Source organism: Streptococcus bouchesdurhonensis (assembly GCF_948472335.1).
Genome location: NZ_CAOKTW010000003.1, coordinates 218,174 through 240,940, shown reverse-complemented (window position 1 = coordinate 240,940; position 22,767 = coordinate 218,174). Strand labels below are relative to the sequence as shown.

Below are 22,767 nucleotides of genomic sequence, written 5' to 3'. Positions count from 1 at the left end.
TTTTGAGATGATAGTTTGTTGTCTTCTATGTTGTATTTTTTATGCAATATATATCCAAGTATGTTTAGGAAGAGTTTGATAATATCATTTTTTTGTACCAAGGACACAAAAATAATATAAATAAATCGAGCATAAATAAGATGTATTTATTGACGAGTTAATTTTATTTATGATAAACTGGTAGAGTTGTTTTTGGAACCAAAAATTTAATATATAAATATATATGTGATTCTAAGAACTGTAAAAATTTAAGTTGAGAGAAAAAGGAGAAAACATGTATTCGAGAATGGAAAAATATCATGGTAGAAGAGCCCAGCGCTTCTCTATTCGTAAGTATAGCTTTGGCGCTGCTAGTGTCCTTTTGGGAACGGCACTTGTTTTAGGTGCTAATGGAGTACAAGCTGATGAGTCAAGCACTGCTTCTACAAAAACTCCAGAAGTTACAAAATCTGAAAAACAGAAACCTGATGCAGCTTTAACAACACCTGTTGTTGAAGAACTTCCAGAATTAAAGATTGATGCTGTAAAAGCAGATGAAAAACCTGAAGTAAAAGAAGAGGCTAAAACTGAAGCAAAACCTGTAGCAGAAAAAGAAGTTACTGATAAAGTTGAAAAAGAAAAATCTGATAAAGAGCAAGCTGACAAAAAAGAAGTAGATAAAGAAAAGGCTGAAACAGTAAAACCTAAAGATGAAGTTAAATCAGTTCTTACTCAATTGACTTCAGAAGCAGAAGTAATGGCAACAGTTGCTTCAAACTTCTCAGATAAAGAAGTCAAAGATGTTGAAGCTAAACAAAAATTGTCGGCTGCAATTGCTGCAGTCAAGCTTGAAGCGGTAGCGGCAAAAGGTTTGCTCTATTCTAACGATTCTACGGAAGAACAACTAACAGCCCAAGTAAATCGCATCTCATCTGCTATTGAAGCAGTTTACGCTGAAATGAAACGTGCAGGTCATGCAGGTAAAGTAGAAGCTGTGCTTGGAGCTACAGATGCTAAAGATCAAACCATTACAGGTAAAGGTGTTATTAGAAATGGTAATGCAATTGTAACAGTTAATAATGCCTATGTGACGATGAACGCAGATAATACTGCACCTAAAGCATGGGGGATTGATGTAGTATTTGATACATCTCAGGCTCAAAATGGTGATACTACTACAATTGAAATGAAAAACTTAACAGGGTTTGGGGATAGTTTTAAACCTGGTACAAAAATTACTGCAGCAGATGGAACTGTAATTGGTGAAGTTTCATCTAAAGAAACTACTAACTCTGTAGGAAGTAGAGGGGGAGAAAGTCCATTCTGGTCTCAACGTAAGAAAGATGGTAAGACTTATGAAGAGCGTCTAGCTGAACAACCAGCTATCCCGAATGAAGTTGGGACTACTACTTATACAATTAGATGGAATGATAAGGCGAAAAATTATGCTGTAACAACTTTTTATGCGGAAAATTTAACTGCGATTGATTATTATGCACCTAATATTTCCAAAGATACAGAATATACAGCGGCAATTAGTGTAAATGGTCAACCGATTCTAGAACATAAATATACTCATAAAGCATCTAAATCAGCTGCACAAAAACAAAACACTTCTGCTACTATTATGGGTGATAACATTTTAGGATATAAAGGAAGTGAACGCGTTAGAAAGAGTGATGCAGTAGTTATTAATACTGATAGTGATGTACGTTACGGAAAAGGTTCTAAATTTACGATTACATTACCAAATGATGATTTTACGTATTTTAAAGCAATTGATGGTTCAAAAAACACTGCCACAAATACTAATAAGGCTGATAGTATAAGTTACCGTCCTGCAGGTCGTTGGAATAATGTTCAAGCTAATGCAAACAATGTCTGGATTCTTAACGATGGACGTGATACAAACTTTACAGTAAAAGCTACTGTAAAATCACCGACAGAATTAGAAATAGAAGTAATCGATGGAGCAATCCAAGAAGATTCAACAGTTTCAATAGGTTTAGATAAACTTGGAGTTGAGAAAGTTATAACAAACCGTACATTCTCAGACGAGTATTCTAAATTCATTTACGATGAAGCTGGTCGTTTGAAAGATGGAAGTGTTGTTGGAGATACTGATAAAACTGCAGCTACTCTTACAGTTTCAGGCGGGACACCGCTTAATGGAGGAGAGGAAAATGTAACTACCAAAGTTGCAAACGGTTGGAAAGTTGAAGTTGGAGCTGGAGGTAATAGCCAGTTTGAAACAGGTGCTGTTACTATTACTTTAGTAAATATTGAAACAGGTGAAGAGTTTGCATATGAACCTACAAATTATGATGGTTATGCTAAGCCTAATGAAGATGGTAGCTATGAAACTAAGAACATTTTAGGTAAAAAATATGATGTGTCAAGCCAAGTACCTGATATAACTAAAACGATTAATGGTGTTGAATACATCCGTGTTGATGTTCCAGCCAAAGGAGCAACAGGAACAGTTAACATTGGTCCAAAACGTGCGAGTGCTATCTATAGTTCAGAAGAACTTCAAGCGAATGGAGTAAACCCTAATGCTTTTGTAAATAATGTTGTTTACTACTATGTTAAGAAAACAAAAGTAGAAGAAGTAAACCGTACAATTAAATACGTTTACGCAGACGATGTTAAGGATCTTGCAGGACAACAAGTATTTGAACCAGCAAAACAAACTGTAAGCTATACAGGTACTATCCAAGTAAATGATCAAAATGAAGCGCAGGTAGATGCCAATAGAAAACCTATCTATATTAATTGGGTTGGAAACGGTGATACAAACCTTCCAGAAGTAACAGTACCTCAAAAAGAAGGTTACATTGCAAGTGTAGAAAAAGTTCCGGTACAGCCAACAACTGCAACAGATGAAGATTACGAATATGTAGTAACTTACTCACCAATCCAAAAAGCTAAAACAACATTTGTCTACCAAGACAAAGATGGTAATGTTAAGCAAGTGGAAGGTAACACGCCAATCTCTGAAACAGGTAAAGGTGGAGACAAACTTACAAAAGCAGATGAAATCGCTGCAAAAATCAAAGAAGCTCAAAACAAAGGATATGAATTAGTATCTAATACATACCCAACAGACGGAGTATTCGATAAAGATGTTAACACTGACCAAGAGTTCACAGTAACGTTTAAAGAACGTGTTGTACCAGTTACACCAGATCAACCAAAAACACCAGGGACACCTGTTGATCCAAACAATCCAGACGGACCTAAATACCCAGCCGGCTTGGAAGAAAAAGATCTAAACAAAACAGTAACACGTACAATTACTTATGTCTACGAAGATGGCACTCCAGTATTAAGCGAAGATGGCACTCCAAAAACAGTAGCACAAGAAGCAAAATTCACACGTGAAGCAAAAGTAAACTTAGTTTCAGGTGAAGTGACTTACGGAGATTGGTCAGAAGCAAAAGACTTATCTGAAGTTAAATCACCAGTAGTTAAGGGATTTGTAGCTGACAAAGCAAGTGTTGCAGTGGTAAATGTAACAGGTGATTCCGAAGATATTAAGGAAGTAGTAACCTACAAACCACTTGGTTCATGGGTACCAAACATTCCAGGTCAACCAACAGACCCAATCAAGTATCCAAACGATCCAACAGATCCAACAACACCAGGAACTGATAAACCAAAAGTACCATACGTTGAAGGATTCACACCTAAGGATAAAGATGGAAATCCACTTAAACCAGTAAATCCAAACGATCCAAAAGAAGGATATGAAGTACCAAATCTTCCAACAGATCCAAGTCAAGATACACCAATCAACTACGTAAAAGATACGCAAAAAGCAAAAACAACTTTCGTAGATGAAAAAGGAAATCCAATTCCAGGTGTTGACGCTATTACTGAAGAAGGTGATTCAGACACACCACTTACAAAAGAGGCTGAAGTAAAAGCTAAAATCAAAGAACTTGAAAACAAAGGATATGAATTAGTTTCTAATACATACCCAGAAGGCGGTAAGTTCGATAAAGATAAAGACACTGATCAAGAGTTTAAAGTAACGCTTAAAGAACGTGTTGTACCAGTTACACCAGATCAACCAAAAACACCAGGGACACCTGTTGATCCAAACAACCCAGACGGACCTAAATACCCAGCTGGCTTGGAAGAAAAAGATCTAAATAAAACTGTTACACGTACAATCACATACTTATACGAAGATGGAACTCCAGTATTAAACGAAGACGGCACTCCAAAAGTTGTTACCCAAGAGGCTAAATTCACTCGTGAAGCTAAGATCAACTTGGTAACAGGTGAAGTGACTTATGGAGATTGGACACCAGCTCAAGACTTGGCTGAAGTTAAATCGCCAGTAGTACCAGGATACTTAGCTGATAAAGCAAGTGTACCAGTTGTAAATGTAACTGCGGATTCAAAAGATACTACAGAGGTAGTAACCTACAAACCACTTGGTTCATGGGTACCAAACATTCCAGGTCAACCAACTAACCCAATCAAGTATCCAAATGATAAAGATAATCCAACAAAACCAGGAAGTGATAAACCAGTAGTACCATACGTAGAAGGATTCACACCTAAGGATAAAGATGGAAATCCACTTAAACCAGTAAATCCAGACAATCCAAAAGAAGGATATGAAGTACCAAATCTTCCATCAGATCCAAGTCAAGACACTCCAATCGACTACGTAAAAGATACGCAAAAAGCGAAAACAACTTTCGTAGATGAGAAAGGAAATCCAATTCCAGGTGTTGACGCTATTACTGAAGAAGGTGACTCAGATACACCACTTACAAAAGAAGCTGACGTAAAAGCGAAAATCAAAGAACTTGAAAACAAAGGTTATGAATTAGTATCTAATACATATCCAGAAGGTGGTAAGTTCGATAAAGATAAAGATACTGATCAAGAGTTCAAAGTAACACTTAAAGAACGTGTTGTACCAGTTACACCAGATCAACCAAAAACTCCAGGAACTCCAGTGGATCCAAACAACCCAGACGGACCTAAATATCCAGCTGGCTTGGAAGAAAAAGATCTAAACAAAACAGTCATACGTACAATCACATATGTGTACGAGGATGGAACTCCAGTGTTAAATGAAGACGGAACTCCAAAAGTTGTTACTCAAGAGACTAAATTCACACGTGAAGCTAAGGTCAACTTGGCAACAGGTAAAGTGACTTACGGAGACTGGACACCAGCACAAGACTTGGCTGAAGTTAAATCACCAGTAGTTAAGGGATTTGTAGCTGATAAAGCAACTGTAGCAACTACAAAAGTAACTGCAGACTCAGAAGATACTAAAGAAGTAGTAACCTACAAACCACTTGGTTCGTGGATTCCAAACATTCCAGGTCAACCAACTAATCCAATCAAATATCCAAATGATCCAGCAGATCCAACAAAACCAGGAAGTGATAAACCAGTTCTTCCATACGTGCCAGGTCACACACCTGTTGATGGAAACGGTCAACCACTTAAACCAGTAGATCCAAATAATCCAACAAAAGGATACGAAGTACCAAATGTTCCAACTAACCCAGGTGAAGATACACCAATCAATTACGTAGCCAACAAAGCTAACCTAGTAGTTAAATATGTAGATGAAAACGGTAAAGAGCTTCTACCTTCAGAAACTACAGAAGGTAAAGTAGGTGATGAGTACGCTACAAGTGGAAAAGTTATTACTGGATACGTATTGGAACGTGTAGAAGGTGAAGCTAAAGGTAAGATTGGAGAAAACGGTACAACAGTAACTTATGTTTACAAACCACTTGGTTCATGGATTCCAAACATTCCAGGTCAACCATCTAACCCAATCAAGTATCCAAATGATCCAGCAGATCCAACAAAACCAGGAAGTGATAAACCGGTTCTTCCATACGTACCAGGTCACACACCTGTTGATGGAAACGGTCAACCACTTAAACCAGTAGATCCAAACGATCCAACTAAAGGATATGAAGTACCAAATGTTCCAACTAACCCAGGTGAAGATACACCAATCAATTACATTCCAAACAGTCCTAAGCCAAATCCAACACCTTACCCAGGACCAACTCCGGCTCCAACTCCTAAACCAGAGCCTAAGCCGGAACCAGCACCTGTTCCATCAACACCAGAGACTCCTGAACAACCAGTAGCTCCAGTGCAACCGGAACAACCAACAACTCCAACCCAACCTGCTATTCCAACACCAGCTGAAACATCAGTACCAACTGATTCAGCTACTAAACCAGCAACACCTAAATATGTTGAAGGTCAAAAAGAATTGCCTAACACAGGTACAGAAGCTAACGCTAGCCTTGCAGCGCTTGGACTTTTTGGAGCCCTAGGTGGATTTGGACTTCTTGCTCGCAAGAAAAAAGAAGACTAAAAACTCATAGTTTTTGAGAAGATGATCCGTCATCTTCTTTTTTATTTCGGTGTTTTTACTTGCGTAAAAAAATTTTTTCTAGTATAATAGTTTATTGTGAGCAAACCTCACTTACCCCTTGCAAAGTCTTGGGGTCATTAGACCAAAAGGAGGAACATATCAATGGCTAAATACGAAATTCTTTATATTATTCGTCCAAACATTGAAGAAGAAGCTAAAAACGCTTTGGTAGCACGTTTTGACTCTATTTTGACTGACAACGGTGCAACTGTTGTTGAATCAAAATCTTGGGAAAAACGTCGTCTTGCATACGAAATCAAAGATTTCCGTGAAGGATTTTACCACATCGTTAACGTTGAAGCAAACGACGACGTAGCTCTTAAAGAGTTTGACCGTCTTTCAAAAATCAACGCTGACATTCTTCGTCACATGATCGTCAAAACTGACGCGTAAGAAGGTAAACTATGATTAACAATGTTGTACTTGTAGGGCGTATGACACGTGACGCTGAGTTGCGTTATACCCCATCAAATGTAGCAGTTGCGACTTTTACTCTTGCAGTAAACCGTACATTTAAGAGTCAAAATGGCGAACGTGAGGCTGATTTTATCAATGTCGTTATGTGGCGCCAACAGGCTGAAAACCTTGCTAACTGGGCTAAAAAAGGCTCACTTATCGGGGTGACAGGTCGTATCCAGACTCGTAGTTACGATAATCAGCAAGGACAACGTGTCTACGTGACAGAGGTCGTGGCTGAAAATTTCCAAATGTTGGAAAGCCGTAGTGTGCGTGAGGGTCACACAGGTGGAGCTTACTCTGCACCAACTGCAAACTATTCAGCACCTACAAATTCAGTACCAGACTTTTCACGTGATGAAAATCCATTTGGAGCAACAAATCCATTGGATATTTCAGATGATGATTTACCATTCTAATGGACAACTAAAATTATAAAGGAGAAAAAACATGGCTCAACAACGTCGTGGCGGATTCAAACGCCGTAAAAAAGTTGATTACATCGCAGCAAACAAAATTGAATATGTTGATTACAAAGATACTGAGCTTCTTAGCCGTTTCGTTTCAGAACGTGGGAAAATCCTTCCTCGTCGTGTAACAGGAACTTCAGCTAAAAACCAACGTAAAGTAACAACAGCTATCAAACGCGCTCGCGTAATGGCTTTGATGCCTTTCGTAAACGAAGATTAAAAAAGAGGTCCGGGTGGACCTCTTTTTCACGAGCTTTGAAATGAAAGAGAGAGTTGAGGTCTGTACTGACCCCAAAAAGTTAGACAAATAATTTAAGTAAAGGATTTAGTTCTGTATTGCACAGGACTGAGTCCTTTTAATTTTACCTTAATTCGTTTGTTGTTGTAGTAATCAATATAGTCTACAATAGCTTGTTCCAAGTGTTCAAGTGACTGAAACGTATTCTCATAACCATAAAACATTTCAGACTTAAGAATGCCAAAGAAAGATTCCATCATACCGTTATCTGGGCTATTTCCCTTACGTGACATAGATGGTTGGATTCCCTTATTCTTTAAAAAATGATGATAGAAATCGTGTTGGTATTGCCATCCTTGGTCACTATGGAGAATTGTATTTTCGTAATGGTTCTCTGTAAAGGCTTGTTCTAGCATAGCTTTCATTTGTACTAAGTTCGGCGAAGTAGAAAGATTGTAGGAGATAATTTCGCTGTTAAAGCCATCTAAAACTGGTGATAAATAAAGCTTTTGGCTACTTGCTGGAATGGCAAATTCTGTCACATCTGTGTAGCACTTTTGCATTGGTTTCGTTGCTTCAAATTGACGTTGAATAAGATTATCTGCTTTCTTGCCAACCTCTCCTTGGTAGGAAGAATACTTTCGTTTACGACGAATCCGAGCACTTAAACCAAGGATCTTCATCAGACGTTGGACCTTCTTATGGTTCACTACAAAACCACGATTCCTCAATTCTAGAGTCATTCGGCGATAACCATAATTTCCTTTATGCTCAGTAAAAATAGCTTGAATTTCATCTTTAATATCATGATTTTTATCGCTTTTATTTAACTGCTTTAGCTGGTAATAATAGGTTGAACGAGCTAGCTTAATAATCTTTAGAAGAATCTCTAAGGCAAACTCCGTTACCAATCCTCGGACAATTTCTGTTTTTCTTCTCGCTCCTTTTCGTCCCTCAATCGGAGTTCTCTCAACTTTTTTAGAATGGCATTCTCCGCTCTCAAGTACTCATTTTCTGCTTGAAGTCGCTCTAGCTCTGTCATCTCTTCAGGTTTCTTCTTTGGCTTACGTCCCATTTTAGATGGTCTCCCTCTTGTTTTCTCAACAATAGTATACCCGTTTTTCTTATATTGTGCCAGCCAATTAGGCAACATTCCAACACTTGGAAGAGCATAATCTAGAGACGCCCTTATTTGAGAACGACCTTCGAGAAGAACTTTATCAATGATCTCTTGTTTTAGTTCAGGTGAATAGTAACAATTCTTTCCTTTTTTGACAATTTCTATTCCATAACGATCAATCAATCTAATCATGTACTGAAGATTAGAAATGTTTATTCCAAATATATTTGAAAGCTCTTTGAAGCTTTGTCCTTGTTTTCTAAGTTCATAGATCTGAACTTTATCTTTATAAGTCAATTTCATAATAAAAACACCCCAAAAGTTAGATTTTTTTTGTCTAACTTTTGGGGTGCAGTACAGTCCGGGTGGACCTCTTTTTCAGACCCGGTTGGGTCTTTTTTTAACGAGCCTTGAAATGAGAGAGCAAGTTGGATCCAGTGTACCTCTTTTTCATGAGCTTGAAAACAAGAAAGCGAATTAAGACCCCGACGGGTCTTTTTTCACGAGATAGTTTTTTCTGACTTTGGCGTGCTATAATGGTAATAGAAAGAGTAAAGGTGGGTAAGTCAAAGATGAATTGTACGATTAGAAATATGATTAAGTCTGATATTGAATCCTTATCTCATGGATTTATGAATCAAGGTTGGCCTGGTAGAGAGGAAATTTTGGCTAGATATTTTCTGGAACAGGAAAGTGGGGAGAGAGAAGTTTTAGTTGCAGAGATTGATGGTGCTGTAGCGGGCTACATTACCATTTTGCCCTCTGCTAAACATGGTCCTTTTGCAGAAGTCTATCCAGAATTATCAGATTTTAATGTGTTTGAGCATTTTCGAAATCAAGGGATTGGGAATCAACTGCTAGAAAAAGCAGAAAAACGAGTCAAGTTTGTTTCGAGTAAGGTCACTCTTGGTGTAGGTTTGCACTTAGGCTATGGCCCTGCCCAGAGATTGTATATCAGACGGAGCTACATTCCAGATGGTACAGGTGTCTGGTATAGAAATAAACCGCTAGAAATGGGTGCAAGTTGTCAAAACGATGATGATTTAGTTTTATACTTATCCAAGGATTTACAATAAAACTGGAAATTTTTTGAAAATAGGGGATTTAGCTACTTTATGGTATAATGGAAAGAGTTAGATTGAAAGAGGTAGTGAGATGGATGCCAAATTAAGATACAAGGCAAAGAAGATCAAGATTGTCTTTTTTGATATTGATGATACATTGCGGAATTCAAAGACAGGTTTTATTCCAGCTTCAATCCCAACTGTTTTTAAGCAATTACGTGAGAAAGGAATTTTGACAGGTATTGCTTCTGGACGAGGGATTTTTGGTGTCGTTCCGGAGATTCGTGAGCTCAAACCTGACTTTTTTGTAACTTTGAATGGGGCTTATATTGAAGATAAAAAAGGTCAGGTTATTTATCAACATCAGATTGAGAAGTCAGATGTTGAGGAGTATATCTCTTGGGCCAAGCAAGAGGGAATTGAGTATGGTTTGGTTGGGAGTCATGATGCCAAGTTGTCGACTCGCACCGATATGATGAGTGAAGCGATCAATCCAATTTACCCCGATTTGGATGTAGATCCTGATTTCCATGAAAAAGAAGATATCTATCAAATGTGGACTTTTGAAGATAAAGGAGATGACTTGCACTTGCCTGACAGTCTCTCTGACAAACTTCGCATGGTTCGTTGGCATCAACATTCGTCTGATATTGTGCCGATTTCAGGCTCCAAAGCGACGGGTGTGGAAAAGGTTGTGGAACACCTTGGCTTGAAACCAGAGAACGTCATGGTTTTTGGAGATGGCCTCAACGACTTGGAACTCTTTGATTATGCTGGAATCAGCGTTGCAATGGGAATTTCTCATGATAACATCAAAGAAAAAGCAGATTATATTACAAAAACATTAGAAGAAGATGGCATTTTTGATGCCTTAGAAGGATTTGGTATGGTAGAAAAAGAATTGCATTTTCCACAAGTAGACATTGAAACAGTAGAAGGTCCTATCGCGACTATTAAGACCAATCACGGAGACTTGCGTATTAAGCTCTTCCCTGAACATGCTCCTAAAACAGTGGCTAACTTTATAGCTCTTTCAAAAGATGGCTACTATGATGGTGTCATTTTCCATCGTATTATCAAGGACTTTATGATTCAAGGTGGAGACCCAACTGGAACTGGTATGGGTGGCGAGTCAATCTACGGCGAATCATTTGAGGATGAATTCTCAGAAGAACTTTACAATATCCGTGGTGCTCTTTCCATGGCCAATGCTGGTCCAAATACCAACGGCAGCCAGTTCTTTATCGTGCAAAATCAACACCTGCCTTATTCTAAAAAAGAAATTGCTCGTGGTGGTTGGCCAGAACCGATTGCGGAAATCTATGCCAACCAAGGTGGAACCCCTCACCTAGACCGCCGTCACACTGTATTTGGTCAGCTAGCTGATGAAGCTTCTTACGCTGTCTTGGATGCCATTGCTGCTGTTGAGACAGGAGCTATGGACAAGCCAGTTGAAGATGTTGTGATTGAAACAATTGAAATCGAGGACTAAGATGAAAATCGGTGATAAGCTAAAGGGCCGTATTACAGGGATTCAGCCCTACGGAGCCTTTGTTGAGCTAGAGACGGGTGATACGGGGCTGATTCACATTTCAGAGATTAGGACAGGCTTTATTGAAAATATCCAAGAAGCCTTGAAAGTCGATGAAGAGGTTCAAGTTCAAGTAGTGGATTTAGATGAATTTACAGGGAAAGCTAGTCTTTCTATCCGCACTTTGGAGGAAGAAAAGCACCAGTTTCCGAGACGGCGACGCTTTTCAAGCGACCGTTTTAACTACGGCTTTGCGCCTCTCAAACGAATGATGCCAATTTGGACCAAGGAAGCCCTTCAACATTTGAAGAATCAGAAGCACTAGTTAGAAATCTATATTCTTTGTAATGTTAATATAAATTTGCTATAATAGGACCATGGAAGAAGAACAATTATTAAAATCAGGAGAGCGCATTAACCAGCTCTTTTCGACAGATATTAAAATCATTCAAAATAGAGAGGTTTTTAGCTATTCGGTGGATAGTGTTCTCTTGTCACGTTTTCCACGTTTTCCTAAAAAGGGCTTGATAGTGGATTTCTGTGCTGGGAATGGAGCAGTGGGGCTTTTTGCTAGCACTCGGACTCAGGCACAGATTTTGGCTGTTGAGATTCAGGAGCGTTTGGCGGATATGGCTGAACGCTCTGTCCGTTTGAATGGTTTGGAAGAGCAGATGGAGGTCATCTGTGATGATTTGAAAAATATGCCTGCTTACATCCAGGGAAGTAAGGTGGATATGATTTTGTGTAATCCGCCCTATTTCAAGGTGGATCCTCATTCTAATCTGAACGAGAGTGAACATTATCTCTTGGCGCGCCATGAAATTACGACTAATTTGCAGGAAATCTGTCGTAGTGCCCAGAGTATTCTCAAGTCTAATGGGCGTTTGGCCATGGTTCATCGTCCTGATCGACTTCTGGATATTTTGGATACATTACAACGTCATAATCTAGCTCCTAAGCGCCTGCAGTTTGTTTATCCAAAAAGAGAAAAGGAAGCCAATATGCTTTTGATTGAGGCAATCAAGGATGGTTCAACAAGCGGCTTTAAGGTCTTACCACCTCTCATTGTTCACAATGATGATGGCTCTTATACGCCTGAACTTGAAGAGATTTATTATGGATCATAAGGCTTATATGTACGTGCTGGAGTGCCGTGATGGATCTTACTATACAGGCTATACGACTGATGTGAGAAGACGCCTTGCTGTCCACAATAGTGGGAAGGGAGCCAAATACACACGAGCACGCTTGCCAGTCAAACTTATCTATGTTCAAGGTTTTGCCAGTAAGGAAGAAGCCATGTCAGCAGAAGCCCTGCTTAAGCGTAAGAAGAGGCTACAGAAGGAGCAATTTTTATCTGAAAATCAAGATAGAAATTTACTCATACTCAATGAAAATCAAAGAGAAAACTAGGAAGCTAGCCGTAGGTTGCTCAAAGCACTGCTTTGAGGTTGCAGATAGAGCTGACGTGGTTTAAAGAGATTTTCGAAGAGTATCAGTTATTTTGAAGAATTGTGAGGAGCCCTTTGACTCCTCTTACTTTTGTCAAAAAGCGAAAAAAATGCTACAATAAAGAGAATAAATAAAATGAGGTATTATCATGTCTAAGATTCTAGTATTTGGTCACCAAAATCCAGACTCAGATGCCATCGGGTCATCTGTAGCCTTTGCCTACCTTGCAAAAGAAGCTTACGGTTTGGATACGGAAGCTGTTGCCCTTGGAACTCCAAATGAAGAAACAGCCTTTGTCTTGAACTATTTTGGTGTAGAAGCACCGCGTGTTATCACTTCTGCTAAAGCAGAAGGTGCAGAGCAAGTTATCCTGACTGACCACAATGAATTCCAACAATCTGTATCAGATATCGCTGAAGTAGAAGTTTACGGTGTTGTAGACCACCACCGTGTGGCTAACTTTGAAACTGCAAGCCCACTCTACATGCGTTTGGAGCCAGTTGGTTCAGCGTCTTCAATCGTTTACCGTATGTTCAAAGAACATGGTGTAGCTGTGCCTAAAGAGATTGCTGGTTTGATGCTTTCAGGTTTGATTTCAGATACCCTTCTTTTGAAATCACCAACAACACACCCAACAGATACAGTCATTGCTCCTGAATTGGCTGAATTAGCTGGTGTAAACTTAGAAGAGTATGGTTTGGCTATGTTGAAAGCTGGTACCAACTTGGCAAGCAAATCTGCTGAAGAATTGATTGATATCGATGCTAAGACTTTTGAATTGAACGGAAATAATGTCCGTGTTGCTCAAGTAAACACAGTTGACATCGCTGAAGTATTGGAACGTCAAGCAGAAATTGAAGCTGCAATGCAAGCTGCTAACGCAGCAAATGGTTATTCTGACTTTGTCTTGATGATTACAGATATCGTCAACTCAAACTCAGAAATCCTAGCACTTGGTGCTAACATGGACAAGGTTGAAGCAGCCTTCAACTTCAAACTTGAAAACAATCATGCCTTCCTTGCTGGTGCTGTTTCACGTAAGAAACAAGTGGTACCTCAATTGACTGAAAGCTTTAATGCTTAAGATTTTGAGTGTTAATTCAAATTAGGAAAGGCTAGTTTGACTTATATCGAAAGGAGTTTCGGCTCCTTTTTTTCTAGGAGTGAAGCATGTTAGAAAATGGCGATTTGATTTTTGTGAGAGATGAGTCAGATATGGGACAGGCCATCCAGACTTCCACAGGCAACTATAACCATGTTGCGATTTGTTTGGATGGGATGATTTACCACGCTAGTGGACAGGATGGTGTTGTCTGTCAGGAACCAGTAGACTTCTTTGAGTCCAATCACTTGTACGACCTCTATTTCTACCCAGAAATGGATATCCAGTCTGTGAAGGAAAAAGCTTGCAAACATCTAGGGGCACCCTACAATGCTTCTTTCTATCCAGATGGAGCTGGTTTTTACTGTTCCCAGTATATAGCAGAAATTCTCCCCATTTTTGAAACTATTCCCATGAAATTTGGGGATGGGGAGCAGGAGATTAGTGATTTTTGGAGAGAGTATTACAGAGAACTAGGTCTGCCTGTTCCTTTGAACCAGCCGGGGACCAATCCTAGTCAGTTGGCAGCATCGCCTCTGTTAGAATGTAAAGAAAGGAATCTTCATGATTCAGATTTTTAATCCATCTCGTTTGACGAGACAGCCATTTTTTAGAGAATTGATCCGCTATCTGGACCAGCATGAGGATGTGATTTTGCGAGAAATTAAGGCTCAATTTCCAGATGTTGCAGTTGATAAACTCATGGAAGAGTATATAAAGGCAGGTTTGATTCTACGAGAAAATAAGCGTTATTACCTTAATCTTCCTATGCTTGAATCACTCGATAGTCTCGAACTGGATCAAGAGATTTTTGTCAGCGAAGATAGTCCGGTCTATCAAGCCTTGTTAGAGCAGAGTTTTGAGACAGAATTACGAAATCAAACCAATGCAGCTATTTTAGTTGAAAAGACGGACTTTGCGAGAACAGAAATGACCTTGTCCAATTATTTCTACAAGGTCAAACATCAGTATCCTTTGACAGAAAAACAGCAGGAGCTTTACGACATTTTGGGAGATGTTAATCCTGAGTATGCTCTCAAATATATGACGACTTTTTTGTTGAAATTTCTCAAAAAAGACCAGCTTATACAGAAACGCCGTGATATCTTTGTGGATAGTTTGGTCGTCCTAGACTATATTGTCCAAAATGAAGAGGGGAAGTATGAGTTGACCGTCGATTTTGACAAGGAGAGATTAACTTTCTACTTAGCGTGAAATTTTGTTTCTGAGCACATTGTTTGACTTTCCTTAGGATTAAGTATAAACTATATGTAACCGGTAACACATATCGGAATAAACTAAAGGAGACAATCATATGTCACTTGAAAACAAATTGGAACAAGCAACAGGCGCTATCAAAGAAGGATTTGGTAAAGTTACTGGGGATAGCAAGACTGAAGCAGAAGGCGCTGTAGAAAAGACAGTTGCTAAGGCAAAAGAGGTAGTTGAAGATGCTAAAGGTGCTGTAGAAGGTGCCGTTGAAGGTTTGAAAAACGCTTTTAAATAAAGATAAAAAAATCAAGGGTTTCATTTCCCTTGATTTTTTACTATCTTATAAATAATTTTCTGCGATGGCTGCATCTCCAGGATAGGCTTCTTTCTTGCCTTGGACGATTTGGTAGCAATCAGCTCCCTTACCAGCGATAATAACTGCATCTGATTCTTGACTTGTAATAGCCATAGCTGCCTTGATTGCTTCTTGGCGATCCGCAATCTTTTCAACAGGATGATTGATATAGCTACTAATTTCATCCGCAATGACCATTGGATCTTCATAGTTGGGGTCATCGGAAGTCAGAAAGACTTGAATCTCAGGGTGTTGATTGAGGAGGAGGCCAAAGTCCTTACGACGGCTTTCTCCCTTGTTTCCTGTCGAACCCAGAACCAGTGCAATCTTTCCAGTTTGATGAGTCTCTACAACATTGATGAGTTTTTTCAGACTGTCCCCATTGTGGGCATAGTCGATGAAGACCTTAGCTCCATTTTTCTGAGTGAGAACTTCCATACGTCCAGGAACGCGGGTTGCAGCGATTCCTTTTTTGATGTCCTCAAGACTAGCGCCCAGACGGAGACAGGCAAGTCCAGCAGCAACGGCATTTTCTTGGTTGAAGTGTCCAATGAGTTGAATATCATAATCTCCAGCGAGTTTACCCGTAGCTGAAAAGCTAAAGGCTTTGGAATTCTCGATTTGGTTATCAGACTGGCTGCCGTAGAAATCATGGTCTTGATCTTCTACTTGTTCTTTCAAGACAGAAAAGTGATCCATGTCACTATTAATGATGACTGCTCGGCTATTTTCCATCAAGAGACGTTTGTGGTAGAAGTAGTCTTCAAAGTTAGGGTGTTCAATCGGGCCGATATGGTCTGGGCTGATATTGAGGAAAACTCCCACATCAAAGGTTAGACCATAGACACGTTTGACCAGATAGGCTTGACTAGATACCTCCATGATGAGGTGGGTGCGGTCATTTTGTACAGCTTGATTCATCATGTCAAATAGGTCAATGCTCTCAGGAGTTGTCAATGCAGACTTAAAGAAAGTCTTGCCATCTAGAGTTGTATTCATAGTCGAGAGCATAGCCGGTCGATGCCCTTGAGATAAGATATTATAAGCGAAATAGGCTGCTGTTGTTTTACCCTTAGTACCAGTAAAGGCAAGGAGTTTGAGTTTTTCCTGTGGATTTCCATAAAATTCCATAGCTACCAAACTCATGGCTTTCTTGATATCGCTGACGATAATAGCAGGAATACCAACCTCATAATCTTTTTCAGCCACATACCAACCGAGGCCTTGAGAGATGGCAGAAATCAGGAATTCCTTCTTAAAGGCAGCACCCTTGACGAAAAAGAGGCTCTTCTCTTTGGCCTTGCGGCTGTCATAACAGATGGTGTCAAATACGACATGGCTGTAGTTGTAGTGATAATGTCCTTGGTCGATAATCTCACGGAAGAGACCATCTTTCTTTAAAATATCTAATACGGTTTCAATCTTAATCATACTTTCTATTGTAAACCGAAAGTCGTAAATTTACAAGTGACAAGGAAAAGTTTATAATGGAAGATGAGGAAGTTTTCCTAGTGATTAAAATTAAATGAGGAATCTATGTCTAACGAAAACAATCACCAGCAGGCCCAGATGTTACGGGGGACTGCTTGGCTAACGGCTAGTAACTTTATCAGTCGTCTACTCGGTGCCATTTATATCATCCCTTGGTATATCTGGATGGGGTCTTATGCGGCTACAGCAAATGGTCTCTTTACCATGGGCTACAATATCTATGCCTGGTTCTTGCTGGTTTCAACAGCAGGGATTCCAGTTGCGGTGGCCAAGCAAGTGGCTAAGTACAATACCATGCGAGAAGAGGAGCATAGCTTTGCCCTGATTCGGAGCTTTTTAGGATTTATGACAGGACTAGGCCTGGTTTTTGCTTTAGTCTTGTATGTCTTTGCTCCTTGGCTAGCAGATTTGTCGGGTGTAGGGAAAGACCTGATCCCAATCATGCAGAGCTTGGCTTGGGCGGTCTTGATTTTTCCATCTATGAGTGTCATCCGAGGTTTCTTCCAAGGGATGAATAACCTGAAACCTTATGCTATGAGCCAAATCGCTGAGCAGGTCATTCGTGTTATCTGGATGCTCTTAGCTACCTTTATGATTATGAAAATGGGCTCAGGAGATTATCTAGCAGCGGTTACCCAATCCACCTTTGCTGCCTTTGTCGGCATGGTAGCTAGTTTTGCAGTTTTGATCTATTTTCTTGCCAAAGAAGGTTTACTTAAAAGAGTCCTTGAAACAGGAGACAAGATAAACAGCAAGCGTCTCTTGGTCGACACCATTAAGGAAGCCATTCCTTTTATCCTGACAGGGTCTGCTATCCAGCTTTTCCAGATTTTGGACCAGATGACCTTTATCAATAGTATGAGCTGGTTTACCAACTATAGTAATGAAGACTTGGTTGTCATGTTTTCTTATTTCTCAGCCAATCCTAATAAAATCACTATGATTTTGATTTCTGTTGGGGTTTCGATTGGGAGTGTCGGCTTACCACTTTTGACTGAAAACTATGTTAAGGGGGACTTGAAGGCGGCTTCTCGTCTAGTTCAGGACAGCATTACCATGCTTTTCTTATTCCTGCTACCAGCAACGGTTGGAGTGGTCATGGTAGGAGAACCTCTCTATACTGTCTTCTATGGCCAGCCAGATAGTTTGGCCATGGGCTTGTTTGTCTTCGCAGTTTTACAGTCTACTATTCTAGGCTTGTACATGGTCTTGTCTCCAATGCTTCAAGCCATGTTCCGCAACCGCAAGGCAGTTCTCTATTTTATCTATGGTTCCATTGCCAAGCTGGTCTTGCAACTGCCAACCATCGCTCTCTTCCACAGTTACGGGCCTTTGATTTCTACAACAATTGGTCTTATTATTCCTAATGTTTTGATGTATCGGGACATTTGCAAGGTAACTGGTGTTAAGCGCAAGGTGATTTTGAAGCGTACCATTTTAATCAGTTTGTTAACTTTTGTTATGTTCATCGGTGTAGGTGCCATCCAGTGGATACTTGGATTTGTTTTCCAACCAAGTGGACGTTTGTGGAGTTTCCTATACGTAGCTCTTGTCGGTGCCATGGGTGGAGGTGTTTACGGATTCTTGAGTCTCCGTACCCGTTTGTTGGATAAGGTGATAGGAAAAGCCCAAGCAGATCGCTTACGAATCAAATTAAAATTAACTTAAAAAATATTTATAAATAAAAGGAATAATTTGAACATTTCTATCATGAAATGCTTGAATTATTCTCTTTTTATTATTTTGTAGAATAATTTCTATAGTTTGTAGATAGAAATTTTATTTTTCTTAAATTTTACTTAAAAAGCTATTGACTAAATAAAACTCAAGTTGTATAATAAGACAAATATTTAAATCAGGAGGTTCTGGAAATGAAAAAGTCTAAGGCCAAGTATGCAGCACTTGCAGGTGTCGTGTTAAGCGCAGGTATTTTATTAAGCGCGTGTGGAAATTCAACGAATGCGTCGAAAACATATAATTATGTCTATGTTAGTGATCCATCTAGTTTGAACTATCTAGCAGAAAACCGTGCAACAACCAATGATATTGTGACTAATCTAGTAGATGGTCTCATGGAAAATGATCAGTACGGTAACTATATCCCATCCTTGGCAGAGGATTGGACTGTTTCTAAAGACGGTTTGACTTATACCTACAAACTTCGTAAAGATGCAAAATGGTATACTGCAGATGGAGATGAATATGCTCCTGTAACTGCCTAAGATTTTGTGACAGGTTTGAAATATGCGGCTGATAAAAAATCAGAAGCCTTGTACTTGGTGCAAGAATCCGTTGCTGGTTTGGATGACTATATCAATGGGAAAACAAGCGACTTTTCAACTGTAGGTGTTAAGGCGATTGATGACCAAACAGTTCAGTACACTTTGACACGACCAGAATCTTATTGGAATTCTAAAACAACTTCAACCATTCTCTTCCCAGTCAATGCGGATTTCTTGAAATCAAAAGGGGATGATTTTGGGAAGGTAGACCCATCTAGTATTTTGTACAATGGACCTTTCTTGATGAAATCCTTTGTTTCAAAATCTGTCATTGAATTCAAGAAAAATCCGAACTACTGGGATGCTAAAAATGTCTTTGTAGATGATGTGAAATTGGCTTATTATGATGGTAGTGACCAAGATGCACTAGCTCGTAACTTTGTTGAGGGTGCTTATAGTTATGCTCGCCTTTATCCAAATAGTGCAAGCTTTGAAGGTATTAAAGAAAAGAATAAGGACAATATCATCTATAGCTTGCAAGATGCCACTTCTTATTTCTTAAACTTTAACCTAGATAGAAAATCTTATAAATTCACTTCCAAGACAAGCGATGCTGAAAAGAAATCGACTCAGGAAGCGGTTCTTAATAAAAACTTCCGTCAAGCCATTAATTTTGCCTATGACCGAACAGCTTACGGGGCTCAATCTCAAGGAGAGGATGGTGCAACCAAGATTTTGCGTAACCTAGTCGTTCCACCAAACTTCGTAAGTATCAATGGCAAAGACTTTGGTGAAGTAGTTTCGTCTAAAATGGTTAACTACGGTAAGGAATGGCAAGGAATCAACTTTGCGGATGCACAAGATCCATACTACAATGCTGAAAAAGCCAAGGCTAAATTTGCAGAGGCTAAGAAAGAACTCCAAGCTAAAGGAATTCAATTCCCTATCCACTTGGACATGACAGTTGACCAAGCTGCTAAACAGGGTGTTCAAGAGGCAAATTCTATGAAGCAATCTATTGAAGCAGCTTTAGGTGCAGAAAATGTTGTAATTGATATTCAACAACTTACTACTGAAGACTATGATAATACAAGCTATTTGGCTCAGACAGCAGCTCAGAAGAATTATGATCTATACAATGGTGGTTGGGGTGCAGATTATCAAGATCCTTCAACCTATCTTGATGTCTTCAACCTTAATTCTGGTGGTTTGTTGCAAAATCTAGGTTTAGAGCCAGGTGAAGCCAATGATAAGGCCAAGGCTGTTGGACTGGATGTCTACACTCAAATGTTGGAAGAAGCCAATAAGGAACAAGATCTTGCAAAACGCTATGAAAAGTATGCTGATATCCAAGCGTGGTTGGTAGATAGCGCTTTAGCGATTCCAAATGTTTCTAAGGGTGGAACACCAACATTGAGAAAAGTTGTTCCTTTCTCAACACCATATTCATTAGCTGGTAATAAAGGTATCGAATCATATAAATATCTCAAAGTACAAGATAAAACAGTCACAAAAGATGAATATGAAAAAGCCAAAGAAAAATGGCTGAAAGAAAAAGAAGAATCCAATAAAAAAGCCCAAGAAGAATTGGCAAAACATGTCAAATAAGAATTTTTCAAGAAAAACGATGGTTTCGAAAGAAGCTGTCGTTTTTTAATAGAATGATAGCGAAGTTGGAAGAAAAAATCTTATATTTTTTTATTTGTTTATTGGAGTTATGCTATAATGAATATAATAAAAGTTGCGAGAAGCTATTTTTTTAAATCCTCTTCCAGTGTTAACTGAAGTATGCACATGTTAGGATGATTTTATAGGAGGGATGCTGTCTACTGGAAAAGTAAGATAAAATGCAACTAATGATAAGTTCTTCTTTATGTGAAGAGTTCTTATCTGCCTGTTTACTAATCGTTATGGAGGTAATATCATGGGCGCTATTATGGAGTTTGCAACAGAAAAACAGATTGAATCATTTCTCTCAACTTGCCACATTGAAGGGCAAAAGAATTTTCTGATGGCTTTTAAGAAAAAGACATGGTTGAAATCCTTTATTGATTTCTTCATTATAGGAGGGACTTACTATGTTCAGTCGAGTGTGAAGCCTAAGATTCTGGCATTCACACCTAAGGGAATCTACTTGATGGACATCAGTGATGTAACAGAAAATCATTCTAATCAAGTCGTAGAGATGCCTTGGAATCAAGTTCAAGATTTTACTTATAAGCCAGCCTTGAATACAGTTAGGCTGAATTGGAACTATCAAAATGAAGTCTATATTTTTTCCGTGGATGTCGGTCAGATTGGTCAGCATGTGGGCCAATATCAATTTAATAAAGACCATTATGACTATTTAGCCCAACACGATTTCTTTCGGTTAAAGTAAACCCTAGCAATCATTGTCACAAAAGAATTTGGAAGCTTTTCTGGATTCTTTTTAGCTTTACTAGCTAAGTATATAGTTTGAAACTATAACTAGCTCTTGAAAAGAAGAAAATGAGTTGATGAAAATAAGTGGTACAATAGTTACTATAGATTTGGAGGTATTGTATGAGCAAGGAATTACACATCAACACAATTTTGGCCCAGGCGGGCATTAAATCAGATGAAGCGACAGGTGCATTGGTGACACCGCTTCATTTTTCAACGACCTATCAGCATCCAGAGTTTGGTAAATCTACTGGATTTGACTATACGCGTACTAAAAACCCAACTCGCAGTAAGGCGGAAGAAGTCTTGGCAGCTATTGAGTCCGCAGACTATGCCCTAGCTACTAGCTCAGGGATGTCAGCTATTGTACTGGCCTTTAGTGTCTTCCCAGTAGGAAGTAAGGTCTTGGCTGTCCGTGACCTTTACGGTGGTTCTTTCCGCTGGTTCAACCAAGTGGAGCAGGAAGGCCGTTTCCATTTTACTTATGCCAATACAGAAGAAGAGCTGATTGCCGAGTTAGAAAAAGACGTGGATGTCCTCTATATCGAAACGCCAACCAATCCTTTGATGTTGGAATTTGATATCGAAAAACTAGCAAAACTGGCTCATGCTAAGGGTGCCAAAGTGGTGGTGGACAATACCTTCTACAGCCCTATTTACCAACGTCCGATTGAAGATGGAGCTGATATCGTTCTCCATTCAGCAACCAAGTATCTAGCAGGCCACAATGATGTCTTGGCTGGAGTGGTTGTGACCAATAGTTTAGAACTATACGAGAAACTCTTTTACAATCTCAATACGACAGGGGCAGTCTTGTCTCCATTTGACAGTTATCAATTGATTCGTGGTCTCAAGACCTTGTCTCTTCGTATGGAGCGCTCAACAGCTAACGCCCAAGAAGTGGTTGCCTTTTTGAAGGATTCCCCAGCAGTTAAGGAAGTTCTCTACACTGGTCGTGGAGGCATGATTTCCTTTAAAGTAGCCGATGAAACACGCATTCCTCACATTTTGAACAGTCTTAAGGTCTTCTCTTTTGCGGAAAGTTTGGGTGGGGTAGAAAGTCTCATTACTTATCCAACGACGCAAACTCACGCTGATATTCCAGCAGAAGTGCGCCACTCTTATGGTTTAACAGATGACCTCTTGCGTTTGTCGATTGGGATTGAGGATGCTAGAGATTTGATTGCAGATTTGCGCCAAGCCTTGGAAGGATAA

The 22,767-nt window shown here is 39.4% G+C and carries 18 protein-coding genes and 1 pseudogene; 17 read left to right on the top strand and 2 right to left on the bottom strand.

Going from position 1 to position 22,767, the window contains the following annotated elements; all coding sequences use genetic code 11:
• Positions 1-274 precede the first annotated feature (274 nt).
• The 4 genes from QMQ21_RS06625 (at position 275) to rpsR (ending at position 7,561) form a co-directional block, all read left to right on the top strand.
• Entirely contained in the window at positions 275-6,355 is a 6,081-nt protein-coding gene (locus tag QMQ21_RS06625) for a mucin-binding protein (RefSeq protein ID WP_261814129.1), read from the top strand.
• 162 nt (positions 6,356-6,517) lie between these two features.
• Positions 6,518-6,808 carry a 30S ribosomal protein S6 gene (gene rpsF / locus QMQ21_RS06620; RefSeq protein ID WP_261814128.1) on the top strand — a complete coding sequence of 97 codons (291 nt, stop codon included), beginning with the start codon at positions 6,518-6,520 and terminating at the stop codon, positions 6,806-6,808.
• 11 nt (positions 6,809-6,819) lie between these two features.
• On the top strand, positions 6,820-7,290 hold the full coding sequence (gene ssbA / locus QMQ21_RS06615; RefSeq protein WP_000609606.1) for a single-stranded DNA-binding protein SsbA: 471 nt from the start codon (positions 6,820-6,822) through the stop codon (positions 7,288-7,290).
• Between the two features lie 31 nt (positions 7,291-7,321).
• Complete coding sequence (gene rpsR / locus QMQ21_RS06610; RefSeq protein ID WP_000068664.1) at positions 7,322-7,561, top strand: 30S ribosomal protein S18; 240 nt, start codon at positions 7,322-7,324, stop codon at positions 7,559-7,561.
• 92 nt (positions 7,562-7,653) lie between these two features.
• On the opposite strand, the gene QMQ21_RS06605 is transcribed toward rpsR, so the two are convergent.
• Positions 7,654-9,002 (bottom strand): IS3 family transposase gene (locus tag QMQ21_RS06605; protein WP_261814127.1). Its coding sequence is split into 2 segments (ribosomal slippage): positions 7,654-8,561 and positions 8,561-9,002, totalling 1,350 coding nucleotides; the frame shifts between segments, so codons are not numbered across the junction.
• 269 nt (positions 9,003-9,271) lie between these two features.
• Here QMQ21_RS06605 and QMQ21_RS06600 point away from each other — a divergent pair.
• The 9 genes from QMQ21_RS06600 to QMQ21_RS06560 all read left to right on the top strand — a co-directional run bounded on the left by QMQ21_RS06600 (position 9,272) and on the right by QMQ21_RS06560 (position 15,355).
• Complete coding sequence (locus tag QMQ21_RS06600; RefSeq protein WP_004257108.1) at positions 9,272-9,775, top strand: GNAT family N-acetyltransferase; 504 nt, start codon at positions 9,272-9,274, stop codon at positions 9,773-9,775.
• A 79-nt stretch (positions 9,776-9,854) separates the two neighbouring features.
• Positions 9,855-11,255, top strand: coding sequence for a bifunctional Cof-type HAD-IIB family hydrolase/peptidylprolyl isomerase (locus QMQ21_RS06595; protein ID WP_261083400.1), 1,401 nt, complete (start codon positions 9,855-9,857; stop codon positions 11,253-11,255).
• A 1-nt stretch (position 11,256) separates the two neighbouring features.
• Complete coding sequence (locus QMQ21_RS06590) at positions 11,257-11,619, top strand: S1 RNA-binding domain-containing protein (protein WP_000689605.1); 363 nt, start codon at positions 11,257-11,259, stop codon at positions 11,617-11,619.
• Positions 11,620-11,671: 52 nt separating this feature from the next.
• Positions 11,672-12,421: a tRNA1(Val) (adenine(37)-N6)-methyltransferase gene (locus QMQ21_RS06585; RefSeq protein ID WP_033685376.1), complete on the top strand. Its 750-nt coding sequence runs from the start codon at positions 11,672-11,674 to the stop codon at positions 12,419-12,421.
• Positions 12,411-12,707 (top strand): GIY-YIG nuclease family protein, encoded by a 297-nt coding sequence (locus QMQ21_RS06580; protein WP_261814126.1) that lies wholly within the window; start codon positions 12,411-12,413, stop codon positions 12,705-12,707. The genes QMQ21_RS06585 and QMQ21_RS06580 overlap by 11 nt, the downstream gene beginning before the upstream one ends.
• A gap of 187 nt (positions 12,708-12,894) precedes the next feature.
• Positions 12,895-13,830: a manganese-dependent inorganic pyrophosphatase gene (locus tag QMQ21_RS06575; protein ID WP_049516428.1), complete on the top strand. Its 936-nt coding sequence runs from the start codon at positions 12,895-12,897 to the stop codon at positions 13,828-13,830.
• A gap of 86 nt (positions 13,831-13,916) precedes the next feature.
• On the top strand, positions 13,917-14,429 hold the full coding sequence (locus QMQ21_RS06570; RefSeq protein WP_084953298.1) for a YiiX/YebB-like N1pC/P60 family cysteine hydrolase: 513 nt from the start codon (positions 13,917-13,919) through the stop codon (positions 14,427-14,429).
• Entirely contained in the window at positions 14,413-15,063 is a 651-nt protein-coding gene (locus QMQ21_RS06565; protein WP_000614491.1) for a DUF1803 domain-containing protein, read from the top strand. The genes QMQ21_RS06570 and QMQ21_RS06565 overlap by 17 nt, the downstream gene beginning before the upstream one ends.
• 100 nt (positions 15,064-15,163) lie before the next feature.
• On the top strand, positions 15,164-15,355 hold the full coding sequence (locus QMQ21_RS06560; RefSeq protein ID WP_000051184.1) for a CsbD family protein: 192 nt from the start codon (positions 15,164-15,166) through the stop codon (positions 15,353-15,355).
• A 45-nt stretch (positions 15,356-15,400) separates the two neighbouring features.
• Here the strand turns inward: QMQ21_RS06560 and QMQ21_RS06555 are convergent, their stop codons facing one another.
• A complete protein-coding gene (locus QMQ21_RS06555; RefSeq protein ID WP_261814125.1) occupies positions 15,401-16,846 on the bottom strand; it encodes a UDP-N-acetylmuramoyl-L-alanyl-D-glutamate--L-lysine ligase in 1,446 nt (481 codons plus the stop codon).
• A 105-nt stretch (positions 16,847-16,951) separates the two neighbouring features.
• Here QMQ21_RS06555 and QMQ21_RS06550 point away from each other — a divergent pair, with 105 nt between their 5' ends.
• The 4 genes and pseudogenes from QMQ21_RS06550 to QMQ21_RS06535 all read left to right on the top strand — a co-directional run bounded on the left by QMQ21_RS06550 (position 16,952) and on the right by QMQ21_RS06535 (position 22,767).
• Positions 16,952-18,574, top strand: a complete 1,623-nt coding sequence (locus tag QMQ21_RS06550) for a putative polysaccharide biosynthesis protein (RefSeq protein WP_261814124.1) — start codon at positions 16,952-16,954, stop codon at positions 18,572-18,574.
• A gap of 203 nt (positions 18,575-18,777) precedes the next feature.
• A pseudogene (locus tag QMQ21_RS06545) lies at positions 18,778-20,736 on the top strand (peptide ABC transporter substrate-binding protein).
• 316 nt (positions 20,737-21,052) lie between these two features.
• Positions 21,053-21,508 (top strand): hypothetical protein, encoded by a 456-nt coding sequence (locus QMQ21_RS06540; protein WP_000500948.1) that lies wholly within the window; start codon positions 21,053-21,055, stop codon positions 21,506-21,508.
• Positions 21,509-21,672: 164 nt separating this feature from the next.
• Positions 21,673-22,767, top strand: coding sequence for a cystathionine gamma-synthase (locus QMQ21_RS06535; RefSeq protein WP_020902227.1), 1,095 nt, complete (start codon positions 21,673-21,675; stop codon positions 22,765-22,767).